Annotated in this window: 10 protein-coding genes and 1 tRNA gene; 6 read left to right on the forward strand and 5 right to left on the reverse strand. The window is 57.1% G+C overall.

The genetic code is table 11. The features are described 5' to 3' along the window. Nucleotides 1–122: 122 nt before the first annotated feature. The 4 genes from EO133_RS02005 to EO133_RS02020 form a co-directional block, all read right to left on the reverse strand. Nucleotides 123–653 (reverse strand): hypothetical protein, encoded by a 531-nt coding sequence (locus EO133_RS02005; RefSeq protein ID WP_127071005.1) that lies wholly within the window; start codon nucleotides 651–653, stop codon nucleotides 123–125. 6 nt (nucleotides 654–659) lie between these two features. Further along, nucleotides 660–1,103, reverse strand: coding sequence for a hypothetical protein (locus tag EO133_RS02010; protein ID WP_127071006.1), 444 nt, complete (start codon nucleotides 1,101–1,103; stop codon nucleotides 660–662). 131 nt (nucleotides 1,104–1,234) lie between these two features. Continuing rightward, nucleotides 1,235–1,310, reverse strand: a tRNA-Lys gene (locus EO133_RS02015). 90 nt (nucleotides 1,311–1,400) lie between these two features. Next, complete coding sequence (locus EO133_RS02020; RefSeq protein ID WP_127071007.1) at nucleotides 1,401–2,204, reverse strand: hypothetical protein; 804 nt, start codon at nucleotides 2,202–2,204, stop codon at nucleotides 1,401–1,403. 129 nt (nucleotides 2,205–2,333) lie between these two features. Here EO133_RS02020 and glmU point away from each other — a divergent pair, with 129 nt between their 5' ends. From glmU to EO133_RS02035, 3 genes are all read left to right on the forward strand, one after another. Next, nucleotides 2,334–3,686, forward strand: coding sequence for a bifunctional UDP-N-acetylglucosamine diphosphorylase/glucosamine-1-phosphate N-acetyltransferase GlmU (glmU, locus tag EO133_RS02025; protein WP_127071008.1), 1,353 nt, complete (start codon nucleotides 2,334–2,336; stop codon nucleotides 3,684–3,686). Nucleotides 3,687–3,690: 4 nt separating this feature from the next. After that, nucleotides 3,691–5,517, forward strand: a complete 1,827-nt coding sequence (gene glmS / locus EO133_RS02030; RefSeq protein ID WP_127071009.1) for a glutamine--fructose-6-phosphate transaminase (isomerizing) — start codon at nucleotides 3,691–3,693, stop codon at nucleotides 5,515–5,517. 86 nt (nucleotides 5,518–5,603) lie between these two features. Beyond that, nucleotides 5,604–6,413, forward strand: coding sequence for a DUF502 domain-containing protein (locus EO133_RS02035; RefSeq protein ID WP_244640788.1), 810 nt, complete (start codon nucleotides 5,604–5,606; stop codon nucleotides 6,411–6,413). Here the strand turns inward: EO133_RS02035 and recG are convergent. Then, a complete protein-coding gene (recG, locus tag EO133_RS02040) occupies nucleotides 6,351–8,411 on the reverse strand; it encodes an ATP-dependent DNA helicase RecG (protein ID WP_244640799.1) in 2,061 nt (686 codons plus the stop codon). The genes EO133_RS02035 and recG overlap by 63 nt on opposite strands. Nucleotides 8,412–8,584: 173 nt before the next feature. Between recG and EO133_RS02045 the strand changes: the two genes are divergently transcribed. From EO133_RS02045 to EO133_RS02055, 3 genes are all read left to right on the forward strand, one after another. Further along, nucleotides 8,585–8,863 carry a succinate dehydrogenase assembly factor 2 gene (locus EO133_RS02045; protein ID WP_127071010.1) on the forward strand — a complete coding sequence of 93 codons (279 nt, stop codon included), beginning with the start codon at nucleotides 8,585–8,587 and terminating at the stop codon, nucleotides 8,861–8,863. 17 nt (nucleotides 8,864–8,880) lie between these two features. Beyond that, a complete protein-coding gene (mfd, locus tag EO133_RS02050; protein WP_188681897.1) occupies nucleotides 8,881–12,363 on the forward strand; it encodes a transcription-repair coupling factor in 3,483 nt (1,160 codons plus the stop codon). 132 nt (nucleotides 12,364–12,495) lie between these two features. Then, complete coding sequence (locus tag EO133_RS02055; RefSeq protein ID WP_127071011.1) at nucleotides 12,496–13,167, forward strand: invasion associated locus B family protein; 672 nt, start codon at nucleotides 12,496–12,498, stop codon at nucleotides 13,165–13,167. Nucleotides 13,168–13,181 lie beyond the last annotated feature (14 nt).

The raw sequence follows: 13,181 nt of genomic DNA on the forward strand, positions 1-13,181 counted from the left end.
ATACTCCAGACTAACTGCCCTTAGTTGATCCCTGATTTGCGACGCAAGTGGGGCACTTGTTCGGCGAGGGCAGGGCAGAGCCATGCGCATCTGGCGTTGTTGCAGGACTGCAACAATAATGCTCAGCTTCCAAGGTGTAGGAGCAGGAATGGAGCGCCGGCAAGCAGCACCAAGGCAACCAGCAGTCGCAATATGAAAGGATGTCGAAGGCGTGGCAGCGGGACCAGGCTTGCAACAAAAACGACGAACGGTGCGATAAGCGACGCCAGGATATAATTGAGGTCGAGGAAGTTTTCGTAACCGGCCAACCGCAAAAGCAGCCAATAGCCGAATATGAAGCCCCAGATCGCCGCGACGGCCATCAACAGGACATCGGCGAAAATAGCCAGCATCTTGTCGCAATAGGGCATATCGATCAGGACGACGAGTGCCATCGCTGCAAGGTAAGCGGCGGAAAGGACCGCAATGATGCGGAAATCGCTGACTGCGCCGATGCTGTCATGGGGGCGATAGCTGGCAAGTTCTGCCAATCCGGGTATCGTAAATGGCAAAGCTGCGAGTGCCCAGATGGTGCCTAAAAGCACGAACGCACTTGCTGCGAAAAAGCCAACGGTAATGCCGATGGCGCGCAATCTGCTTCCAAGCGAGTTCATAAGGATCTACTGCTCTTCGAGAAATACTGTGTAGGCAGCGTAGCAATAGGTGGCTGCGCAATCGACCAGATCGAGCACCAGTTCTATCCGTCCGCCTTGTCCAGACTGGAAATTGACGATTGGGTAGAAATCTTCGAGGCGGTCTTCGCCCAGCAGTTTGCCTTCGGCGCCATAGACCATGAGATCGAGATCAACGCAGTCCTTATCGCAATCTCCCATGATCTGCACTGAAATGCCGCCTGGCACGTCCATTGTGATTCTTGAGGACTGGTTTTTGTCGAGGCGAACTATGCCGAAGGAATCAAGTACGTGGCCGGGCAGGGCAATCTCGACATTTTCAAGCACTTGTTCGTATAGCCTGGATGTATGCACGTTTTGTGCGAGCGAAGGGGAGGTGCCCGAAAGGGCAAGCAGCGATGCGATCCCCAATGCTGCTGAATGCCGTAACATCGATATGTTCCTATCAGTCAAACAAGCTCGATTTGCGTTCCGATTTAGCATGTGACCGATCCGATAAACAGGCCACATTGCGCATAACCGATTGGAATTGCGCGTGGAATGCGACCTTTTCAGAAAGAAAATGGTAGGCTCGCCGGGGCTCGAACCCGGGACAACTCGATTAAAAGTCGAGTGCTCTACCAGCTGAGCTACGAGCCCTCACCAAGGGGTTGTCGCCGATATGCTGGTTGGCGACGCGCGGAACATAGTTGCTGGCGACGTGGTGTCAACCGCTTTTCGTGCATTCTACTACAGGAATGACAATCCTTCATAGGCCATGAGGTCACATTGCATGTCCTGCCGGATAATCCGCGCGCATAATGCTTCGGCCGATGCCTTGTCGGGCAACGGTCCAGCAATGAGACGGGTTTCGCTTTCACGCCCGGAATCGATAAGCAGCGGCGCGGTGCCAACCAGTAGAGAACCAACCCTGGTCAATATGGTGTTCCATTCATCGGGTGCCTGAGAATGGGAAATGACCGGACCGATTGCAATGCCTTGGTGTACCTGGTGCGTTTCAGAATCGGTAGAAGGCCTTTCCGTTATCACTGGTGGCATAGGTTGCTCGAGAGAAACCATTTCCGTCGCCTCCGGAGCAGCAGCCGGAAATAGGGGCATTTGGCGAAGCGCCATGGCACCGCCATCGACCTCCTGAATTTCGAGACCGGCGCGTGTGAAAGACGCTGTGAGAAGTGAACGATCGACATCGGTGCCGAAAGGAATCACTTCGACCAGCAGGGGGATCGAGTGTTCAAGCGCGGAAACCCGCCGGGTCACTTCTCCGCGGTTGTCGTCGATTATATCGAGTCGATTGACCAAAGCCCGATTGTCACGCGCAAGCCGGGCGGATTCTTGCCGCAATTCGATCACCTGCGAACGCATTTGGTTGAAAGAGCCGCCATGCAACCGCGAAGCATGGAGACCGGAAAGGGTGCTTTCGGGAATAAGGCCAATGAGATTTACGCTCATAATGGCGACAGCACTGCTCACGAGAGCCACTACGCCCCAGCGCGTCAAATCATTGTAGTCCGCTTGATCGCGTTTGTCGGACAATGACACCCCCATTTCCGGATTCCGAATCACATTGGCGTTTATTATCCGAACAAGTCGTTATGGTTTTCCCAACATCTTGGTGCCATAAAGTTGCGCGATTGCGCGGGCGCGCGCAGCAGGAGATGCAGAATGACAGAATTATTGGCAATCATATTGGCTGCTGGCGAAGGTACGCGAATGAAGTCGGCCCAGCCAAAGGTTCTGCACGAGGTTGGCGGATTGCCGATTGCCGGACATGTCTTGCGGGCTGCAGTCGACGGCGGTGCATCACGCGTTGCGACAGTTACAGGGCCGGGGCATGACGCCATTCGCAAGGCTATGCTCAGTATCCATCCCGATATTGCTTTCTTTGAGCAGATCGAGCGGCGTGGTACAGCGCATGCCGCGATGATGGCCCGTCCGGCCTATGAAAGGGCCGAGGGCTATATAGCGGTCGTTTATGCGGATCATCCGCTGTTGCGTGCGGACAATTTCAAGCAGATCATCGAGCGGCTCGATGCCGGGGCGGATGCTGTGGTTCTGGGATTTGAGGCTAAGGATCCGACAGGATATGGCCGTCTGATCACAGATGGCGACCGGCTACTTGCGATTCGAGAGCATAAGGATGCCACCGATGCCGAGCGCGAAATCAGGCTCTGCAATGCCTGCATTCTCGCTTTCCGGGCCGATATTTTCCGGGATTGTATCGACAAGGTTGGTCACAATAATGCTCAGGGCGAATATTATCTGACGGATCTCATCGAACTTGCAAATGCCACGGGCGGCAATGTCGGTTATGTGGTTGCGCCGGAAGATGACGTAATGGGGGTCAATGACCGCGTGCAGCTTGCGCGGGCCGAAGGGTTGTTTCAGAATCGCCGCCGCCGCGAGATGATGCTTGGTGGCGTGACGCTAAAAGACCCGAACAGCACGTATTTTTCGCACGATACGCGGATTGCCGAGGATGTTACCGTCGAGCCAAACGTCGTGTTCGGGCCGGGGGTCAGCATTGAAAGCGGCGTAACAATCCATGCCTTTTCCCATATTGAAGGGGCAACAATCGGTACGGGCGTCTCGGTTGGACCATTTGCTCGGCTGCGCCCCGGTGCGCATCTTGGTGAAGGCGTGAGGGTCGGCAATTTCGTCGAAATCAAGCAGGCCGAAATCGGTGCCGGCGCCAAGATCAATCATTTGACCTATATCGGGGACGCCGAGATCGGGGCCAAGGCCAATATCGGCGCCGGTACGGTAACATGCAATTATGACGGGCATAACAAGTCGCTGACCGTGATTGGAGAGAGGGCTTTTATCGGCTCCAATTCTGCTCTGGTCGCGCCAGTTGAAATTGGCGACGATGCCTATGTGGCGTCTGGCTCGGTGATTACAGAGCCGGTGGCGCCTGATGCGTTGGGAATTGGCCGTGCGCGCCAGATCAACAAGCCCGGTTACGGCAAGAAGCTGCATGACCGGTTCAGCGCAATCAAGCAGAGCAAGCAGGGTTAGAATTATGTGCGGTATTGTCGGGATCATTGGTGTCGAACCCGTTGCCGAGCGACTGGTCGAAGCGTTGCGGCGCCTTGAATATCGCGGTTATGATAGCGCGGGTATTGCGACGCTGAGTCAAGCCGGACTGGATCGCAGACGCGCCGAAGGCAAGCTCTCCAATCTCGCGAAGCGTCTCGATGAGAGCCCGCTGGGCGGTGTCATTGGCATCGGGCATACGCGCTGGGCTACCCATGGTGGCGCTACCGAGGGCAATGCACATCCCCATACGACGCCAAAAGTCGCCGTTGTTCATAATGGAATTATCGAGAATTTTCATGATCTTCTGGCCGATCTTGCGCGTGATGGGTATAAACCTGCCAGCCAGACCGACACAGAGTCAGTTGCCCTATGGGTAACGCGCGAAATTGACCGTGGCGCAACCCCGCAAGAGGCTGTGGCCAATACATTGCCGAGATTGAAAGGCACCTTCGGGCTGGTTTTCCTTTTCACCGGGCATGACGATCTGCTGATAGCGGCACGCCAGGGTTCGCCACTTGCAATCGGGCATGGCGAAAAGGAAATGTATCTGGGATCGGATGCTTTCGCGCTCGCGCCTTTCACAAATCGCATCACCTATCTCGAAGAGGGTGACTGGGCGGTGTTGACCCCCGGCAAGGTTGTTATCCGGGACTTTGATGGCAACCCGGTCGAGCGGCAGACGCAGATTTCTTCGGCTTCTGCCGCGCTGGCGGACAAGGGCAACCACCGCCATTTCATGGCCAAGGAAATTTACGAGCAGCCCGAAACCATTTCCCACACGCTTGCTCATTATGTCGATCTGGCAGCCGAACAGGTTTCGTTGCGTGAGAAACTGCCTTTCGACTTTGCAAAGCTCTCACGGCTGACCATAACGGCCTGTGGCACAGCCTATTATGCGGGTCTTGTCGCCAAATACTGGTTCGAGCGCTATGCGCGCTTGGCCGTGGACATCGATGTGGCTTCCGAATTCCGTTATCGTGAACCGCCGTTGCCGGAAAACGGACTTATGCTGGTGATTTCTCAGTCTGGAGAGACCGCCGATACGCTGGCTGCACTTCGCTATGCGGCAAAGGAAGGTCAGCACATCGCAGCGCTGGTCAACGTGCAGGAGTCAACGATCGCCCGAGAGGCTGATGTTGTTTTCCCGACCCTTTGCGGTCCGGAAATCGGCGTGGCTTCCACCAAGGCCTTTACGGCCCAGCTTACCGCGCTGGCCAGCCTTGCCATTGCAGCCGGGCAGGCGCGCGGCGTTCTTGAACCGTCCGAGGCCCATGCGCTGGTGCGCGCGTTGATCGAGTTGCCGAGCGCCGTTTCCGAAGCGCTGCGTAGCGAGGGAGCTATCGAGGAAATTTCGCGCGGTCTTTCCCGCGCCTCGGACGTACTTTATCTCGGACGGGGCCAGATGTTTCCTCTGGCGCTGGAGGGTGCCCTCAAGCTCAAGGAAATTTCCTACATCCACGCCGAAGGTTATGCGGCGGGCGAACTCAAACACGGCCCGATTGCGCTGGTGAATGAAGATATGCCGGTCGTGGTCGTCGCGCCATCGGATGAGCTTATAGAAAAAACGCTTTCCAACATGCACGAAGTGGCAGCGCGAGGGGGCAAGATTATCCTGATTACCGACGACGAAGGTGCGGTCCAGGCGGGCGACGGCATTACCGATATCCTCTTAATGCCCAAGGCGCATCCGTTCGTTGCGCCAATCCTGTCCGCAATCCCTGTGCAGCTGCTGGCCTATCACACAGCCGTGTTCATGGGTACCGACGTCGATCAGCCGCGAAATCTGGCAAAATCGGTCACTGTGGAATAATGGTTGCAACTTTGTTCTGTTGAAAAAACTGTCAAGCTTGCCACCTATACAATTCGACGCAGCGATTCTCTGTGGTGGAGCAAAAATTGGACCAGGACCAAACACCTGAAAACCCTCTCGAGGCCTTGATTCATCCTGAAAAGCCATCCTTTGGCCGACGGATTGTAAACTATTTTTTCGCCGGGCTGGTTCTGGCAGGGCCGATTGCCATTACGCTTTATCTTGCCTGGGCATTTATCGGGTTGGTTGATGGCTGGGTGGTGCCCCTGTTGCCGCAATGGCTCAACCCGTCGCGATATCTGCCATTTGGTATTCCCGGCCTTGGATTGATCGTTGCGATCGTGGCCATCACGCTCGTCGGCTTCTTTGCCGCCAATTTTGTCGGGCGCCGCCTGTTCCATCTAGGAGAGCGGATCGTATCGCGGGTGCCGGTAATTTCGTCGGTTTATGGAGCGCTCAAGCAGATTTTCGATACGCTGATCACGCAGCGGGGTACGAGTTTCAAGAATGTCGGGCTCATCGAATATCCCCGCAAAGGCGTCTGGGCTGTCGTTTTGATTGCTTCGGAAGCGCGTGGCGAAGTCGCGTACAAAATACCGGGTGAGGATCTGATCGGTGTTTTCATGCCCACGACCCCAAACCCAACAACGGGGTTTTTGATGTTCCTGCCGCGTAAGGACGTTATCGTTTTGGATATGTCGGTCGAAGAGGGCGCAAAGCTGATTATTTCGGCGGGCCTTGTAGCGCCTGTTTATCATCCGAAGGTAGCAAAACTGGCCGAAGAGGCGATGAACAAGCGCAACCTGGAAGAGCAGGGAGCTACCGCCGAGCCTTTATCCGGCCTTGATGAGCGGGATGGCGAGGTCCTTTCGGAAAAGGTAGAGGAGCGCACGTAGCGCATCACCGTCCGGCCCTGTCAGGCCAGGATTGCGCTCCAGCGCGGCGCGGGCATCTTCGTGGGCCATTTCCAGAAGATGCCTGTGAACGTCCGGTACAGCGATGCGGTAGCCGGGCATGCCGGATTGGCGCGTGCCCAGAAGATCGCCGTGCCCGCGCAGTTCAAGGTCTTTTTCGGCAATCTCAAAACCGTCCTCGGTCTTGCGGATGGTTTCCAGCCGCGCTTTTGCCGTTTCGCTCAAAGGCTCAGAATAGAGCAGCAGGCAGGCGGAGCGCGCCGAACCGCGTCCCACGCGGCCGCGCAACTGGTGCAGTTGAGCCAGGCCAAAGCGTTCGGCATGCTCGATAATGATGATTGTGGCGTTGGGAACGTCCACGCCCACTTCAATCACTGTCGTTGCAACCAATATCTGCGCTTCGCCCGACTGGAAGCGCGCCATGGCATTTTGCTTTTCGTTTGCGCTCATGCGGCCATGGACAAGCTGCACCTTGTCACCAAAGTGCTTTTTGAGATCGGCAAAGCGGTCTTCGGCGGCAACTACGTCGAGTACCTCGCTCTCCTCGACCAGCGGGCAAACCCAATAGGCTTGCGCGCCTTCATCAAGACGGGAGGCGAGGCGTGAAATAACACGCTCATATTCGGATATGGGCAAGGTCGCGGTGTCGATCGGCTGCCGGCCCACGGGTTTCTCACGCAGCACCGACACGTCCATGTCTCCGAAATGGGTCAGTACGAGCGTTCTGGGGATGGGCGTTGCCGTCATGACAAGAAGGTCTGTGCGATGGCCTTTGCCCGAGAGCGCGAGGCGCTGATGGACGCCGAACCGATGCTGTTCGTCAACCACTGTCAGGCCGAGATTTTTAAATTCGACGTCAGCCTGAAACAGCGCATGGGTGCCCACCGCGATTGTGATCTGTCCATCGGCCAGCCCTGAGAGGGCCTTGCGGCGTTCAGCAGCCGGCATTTTCCCTGTCATTAGCACGATGCCAATCCCAGCAGCGTCGCAAAGCGGCTTGAGCGTTTTGAAGTGCTGGGCGGCAAGAAGCTCGGTTGGCGCCATCAGGCTCGATTGCGCACCGCCTTCTGCTACGGCAGCCATTGCCATGAGCGCAACCACGGTTTTGCCCGATCCCACGTCGCCCTGAAGCAAGCGTGACATGCGTTTGGGTTTGCCCAGATCTTCCTTGATTGCGGCAATCGCTTCGTGCTGGCCATCGGTTAGGGCAAAGGGTAGGGCGGCTTGAACCCTATCGGTCAATAGTCCTGTAAAGGTACGCGCTATGCCAGTATCGCGCACCAACGTGGAACGCACGAGGTTCAGCGCTAATTGTCCGGCCAGATATTCGTCATAGGCAAGCCGCATGCGTGAGGGCGAAACGATATCGCCTTCTGCAGGCCGCTGGGGCGCATGAATGTGTTTCAAGGCTTCGGAAAAGCCCGGCCAGCCCATCAGCGTGCGCCGATCCTTGTTGATCCATTCAGGGATGATCGGCACGGTATCGAGAGCGTTGAGGATAACCTTGCGCAGAACCTTGGACGAAAGCCCATGCGTCAAGGGATAGACCGGTTCGACCATCGGCAGGGTCGCGAGTTTATCTGGCTCGACGATGTAGTCGGGGTGGGTCATCTGCTTTTCACGTCCGAAAAAGCCGATTTCCCCTGAGACGTAACGAGTTTCGCCGATCGGCAGCGCGCGTTCGACCCATCCTCCTTGGGCGCCGAAGAAGGTCAGGGTGATTTCGCCCGTGTCGTCATGCGCCTTAACACGCATCGGCGCGCGATTGTTGCCGCGCGGGGGCAAGATATGGTCGTCGATATGTAGCTTCAGCGTTGCAATGGCGCCAACCTGCGCATAAGCGATGCCGTTTTGGCTGCGCCGGTCGATGACGCCGGATGGCATATGCATGAGGACATCGAGAACCACCGCATCCTGTCCGTCAGGTGCGCCGAAAAACTTGGCGAAAAGCACACCAAGTTGCGGGCCGACGCCTTTCATCGACTTGAGAGAGCGAAACAGCGGGTTGAGGATATCGGGGCGCGGCACGATCGATCCGGTGGTGGACTGGGCTTGGGCGAGGTTAACCGGCGTTGGCGTGCCCGGCAATCGGGTGTGGTGACAAATGCGGCGCAAGGTCTTATGAAAACCCTCCAACAGCGAAAAAGACTCTCATGACTGACCTCGAAAACGTGGAAGTCCGGCGCAAGCGTCTGCTCTACCGGGCCGAGCATCGCGGAACCCAGGAACTCGACATTCTGATTGGCGGATATGTTGCCGACCATCTCGATTCGCTCGATCATGCGCAGCTTGATCGGCTCGAAGCGCTGCTGGACAACGAGGAGACTGACCTTCAGGCTTGGATCATGGGGCAGCGCGATATTCCCGCAGATGCCGATCATCGCCTGATCGACGCTATTCGTGAGCATCAGATCAAGCGGGTCGGCACGTGAGTATCGACGCCGCAGCGATGCTGGACAGACCATCGCGCGTTCTGGCCAACCTGCCCGACGGTATGCAGCCGGCGGTGCTGGCGCGTGAGATCGAACAACGCTTAAAGGAAGCTCCGCAAGCCCAGGTTTCACTGGTCTTTGTAGCGCGTGACGGGCGGCGGCTATTGCGTATGGCCGAGATTTTGGAGCAGATGCTTCCCGGTCATCCGATTCTGACACTGCCTGCCTGGGACTGTCTGCCCTATGATCGTGTTTCGCCCAATGCCGTAACGATAGCGTCGCGCATGGCAACGCTCAGCCGGTTGACGGATCAATCGGTGCAGGGCGCTGTGGTGCTCACCGCAGTGAATGCGCTGATCCAGAAAGTCGTGCCCAAAGACATCGTGGCCGCGATGACCTTTTCTGCTGCGGCCGGTGCCATGGTCGATAGCGACAGGCTTGTCGCATGGGCGGCTGATAACGGGTATCTGCGCGTGCCGACCGTGCGGGAAGCCGGTGAATTTGCCGTGCGCGGCGGGCTTGTTGACCTGTTTCCAGCAGGACGTGATGCGCCGCTGCGTTTCGACTTCTTTGGCTCACAGCTTGAAACGATCCGTTCCTTCGATCCCGAAAGCCAGCGCACGACCGGCAATATCAAGCGTGTAACGCTGGTGCCTATGAGCGAGGCTCTGCTGACCGAGGACACAATCCGACGGTTCAGGCGCAATTATACAACAGCGTTTGGTGGTAATACTGCGGATGACCCGCTTTATGGTGCGATCAGCGCCGGTCAGCGTTTCGCGGGTATGGAGCATTGGCTGCCGTTCTTTTACGAGCGGCTCGATACCTTGGCGTCTTATGTGGGCGACGCGCCCTTCTTTTTCGACGATCAGGCGAAAGAGGCTTTTGCCGAGCGGCGCGAGCAGATCGTTGACTATTACGACGCCCGCGTTCAGGCGCGCGAGCAGGGCGGTGCCGCTGCGGCCGGCGCGCCCTATAAGCCTATCGCGCCGGATCTGCTCTATCATGTCGATCAATCTGTGTACGAACTGGCACTCGGCCATGAGATAGCAGAGCTTTCGCCGTTCCTGCCGGCCGATGACAGCCTGCCCGTCATCGATTGCGCCGGCCGACTTGCTCCCAATTTCGCAGCCGAAAGGCAGGCAACTGACACTAATCTTTTTGAAGCGGTGATCAGCAGGATCAAGACCGAAGCGCGGGCAGGGCGCAAGACTATCATCACTTGCTGGAGCGAGGGCACGCGTGATCGCATGGGGCAGGTGCTGCGCGATCACGGGCTGAAAGCGATACGCAAGCTGGAAAACTGGCACGCGGTATCTGCCCTTAAGGTCGGGCAGCTCGGACTTGCAATTTTGCCGCTCGAAACTGGCTATGTGACCGACGACATAGCGGTTATCTCCGAGCAGGATATTCTAGGCGAGCGGATCATTCGCTCCACGCGCCGCAAAAAGGCATCGGATGCGCTGACAGAAGCGACCAGCCTTTCGGCCGGCGATCTGGTCGTGCATGTGGATCACGGCATTGGACGCTTTATCGGCCTTAAGGCCATTGAGGCTGCCGGTGCACCCCATGATTGCGTTGAGATCGAATATGCGCGTGGGGACAAGCTCTATCTGCCGGTTGAGAATATCGAACTGCTCTCTCGTTATGGTTCGGAAGGCGCCGAACTTGATCGGTTGGGCGGAGCGGCTTGGCAGGCCAAGAAATCCAAGCTCAAGCAGCGCATCCGCATCATGGCGGAACAGCTTATAAAGATCGCTGCGGCTCGCCATATGGCATCCACTGATCCGGTAGAGGTGCAAACCGGGGCCTACGACGAATTTTGTACGCGCTTTCCCTATGAGGAAACTGAAGATCAGCTTACCACCATCGATGTGGTTTTCGACGATCTGACGTCGGGCCGGATCATGGATCGGCTTGTCTGCGGCGATGTGGGTTTTGGCAAGACCGAGGTTGCGCTGCGGGCGGCGTTTGTTGTGGCCATGAGCGGGCGGCAGGTGGCCGTCGTGGTGCCAACCACACTGCTCTCTCGCCAGCATTTCAAGACCTTTTCGGAGCGTTTCGCTGGGTTGCCAGTTACCGTGCGGCAGGCTTCCAGACTGGTGTCGGCGGCGGACCTTAAGGCCACCAGAGAAGGCATCAAGGATGGCAGCGTGGACATTGTCGTGGGCACTCATGCCCTATTGTCCAAGTCCATCGAATTCAAGGATCTGGGCCTTCTTGTGATCGACGAAGAGCAGCATTTCGGCGTCGGTCACAAGGAGCGCCTCAAGGAGCTCAAGGCCAACGTCCATGTGCTGACGCTTTCAGCGACGCCGATACCGCGGACGCTGCAACTGGCACTGACAGGCGTGCGCGATCTGTCACTGCTGGCAACGCCCCCGGTGGACAGGCTGGCAATTCGCACTTTCGTTTCGCCCTTTGATCCCTTGGTGGTGCGCGAAGCGCTGTTGCGCGAGAAATATCGCGGTGGGCAGGCCTTCTATGTCTGTCCCCGGATTTCTGACCAGGCCGATATTGCAGATTTCCTGCGCAATCATGTTCCCGAGGTCAATTTTGTCGTGGCTAATGGCCAGATGCCGCCCGGCCAGCTCGATGACACGATGAATGCCTTTTATGATGGCAAGTTCGATGTGCTGGTTGCAACGACGATCGTGGAGTCGGGGCTGGACGTGCCAACCGCCAATACGCTGATCGTGCATCGTGCCGACAAGTTTGGTCTGGCGCAGCTTTATCAGATACGCGGACGTATCGGTCGCTCCAAAACGCGGGCCTACGCGATTTTCACGGTGCCAGCGGATCGTAAGCTCAACGATCAGGCACAGCGGCGATTGCAGGTGCTGCAATCGCTCGAATCGCTTGGGGCAGGGTTCCAGCTTGCAAGCCACGATCTCGATATTCGCGGCGCGGGCAACCTTCTGGGCGACGAGCAATCGGGCCATATTCGCGAAGTCGGCTTTGAGCTTTATCAATCGATGCTCGAAGAAGCAGTAGCCTCACTCAAGAGCGGCGAAGCCGAGGGCGAGTCCGAAGGACAATGGTCGCCGCAAATCTCGCTTGGTATGCCTGTTATGATTCCCGAAGGTTACGTTCCGGACCTGCAGGTGCGTATGCAACTCTATCGACGCCTGGGCGAATTGACCGAAGCACGAGAAATTGATGCCTTCGGTGCGGAATTGATCGATCGATTCGGCCCGTTGCCTGAAGAAGTCGAAGGCCTGCTTAAGGTGGTGCTGGTCAAGTCGCTTTGCCGCACGGCAAATGTCGAAAAGGTCGATGCGGGCCCGAAGGGAGCGTTGATCACACTAAGGAACGGAATCTTCCCCAATCCTGCCGGGTTGGTGCGTCATATTGGGGATCGCGCTCAAGCCGCAAAACTGCGGCCGGACCAGAAAATCATGTTCGCACGCAATTGGCCGACCGCAGACCAGCGGCTCAAGGGCAGTGCGGCAATTTTATCGCGGTTGGCGGCGTTGGCGGGTGAAGGGCGAGGACTTTGAGGCACACGCCGATGCCATAACGCATTGGAAAGGGAAAGGTGTCATGTTATTGCCCGAATTTGCGGTTCTTGAAGTAATAAATATCACCGGATTCGGCGGGGTGCGCTTCGCCCAGAAACAACGGGAAACTCAATGACTTTTAAAAATGCACTTGTTGCTGGTTTTGTTGCGACGAGCTTGGCCCTTTCAACAGGGGGAATCGCCTTGGCGCAAGAGGAAGCGGGTATGATCGAAACCGCTGCCACCGCAGCCTCGGAGCGCAGCCCGGAAGATAACTGGCTCAAGGTTTGCGACACACTTGATGATGGACGTCAGGCCTGCATCATGCGCCAGGTCGTGACCAATGGCGGCGTATTTTCAGGATCGTTCCTGCTGCGTGACGATCCCAGCCAGGAAAGCCGCTTGCTTGCCGTCGCGGCGGTGCCGCTCGGCGTTCTGCTGCCATTCGGCCTTACATGGCAGATCGACGGCAGCAAGCCTGTTCGTGTTCCCTTCATGACCTGTGACCCGCAGTCCTGCGCGGCACAGCTTGTTGTCAATGAAGCTTATATTCAAAGCCTCAAACGAGGCGGCACACTGCGTCTGACGGCGAAGAACCGCCGCAATGAAGATTTGAATGTCGATATCACGCTGGCAGGTTTCACAGCCGTTTATGACAGCGAAGATGCGATGACCATCGAACAACTCAATCAGGCTAATACGACTGAGAATGTTCTGGAGCGGGTTCTGCAGGATCGTGCCGAGGAACTGCGTCAGCAGCTTTCAGGTGAGGGCGAAGCGCCAGCGGAAGCCCCGGCGCAGTAATCATTGCCATATAC

The sequence above is a fragment of the Pelagibacterium lentulum genome (assembly GCF_003992625.1).
GTDB classification, from domain to species: domain Bacteria; phylum Pseudomonadota; class Alphaproteobacteria; order Rhizobiales; family Devosiaceae; genus Pelagibacterium; species Pelagibacterium lentulum.

Bases quoted from the DNA above. Each gene is read 5' to 3' on its own strand.
- EO133_RS02005 (WP_127071005.1), bottom strand. From the start codon at position 653: ATGAACTCGCTTGGAAGCAGATTGCGCGCCATCGGCATTACCGTTGGC.
- EO133_RS02010 (WP_127071006.1), bottom strand. From the start codon at position 1,103: ATGTTACGGCATTCAGCAGCATTGGGGATCGCATCGCTGCTTGCCCTT.
- glmU (WP_127071008.1), top strand. From the start codon at position 2,334: ATGACAGAATTATTGGCAATCATATTGGCTGCTGGCGAAGGTACGCGA.
- glmS (WP_127071009.1), top strand. From the start codon at position 3,691: ATGTGCGGTATTGTCGGGATCATTGGTGTCGAACCCGTTGCCGAGCGA.
- recG (WP_244640799.1), bottom strand. From the start codon at position 8,411: ATGAAAGGCGTCGGCCCGCAACTTGGTGTGCTTTTCGCCAAGTTTTTC.
- EO133_RS02045 (WP_127071010.1), top strand. From the start codon at position 8,585: ATGACTGACCTCGAAAACGTGGAAGTCCGGCGCAAGCGTCTGCTCTAC.
- mfd (WP_188681897.1), top strand. From the start codon at position 8,881: ATGCTGGACAGACCATCGCGCGTTCTGGCCAACCTGCCCGACGGTATG.
- EO133_RS02055 (WP_127071011.1), top strand. From the start codon at position 12,496: ATGACTTTTAAAAATGCACTTGTTGCTGGTTTTGTTGCGACGAGCTTG.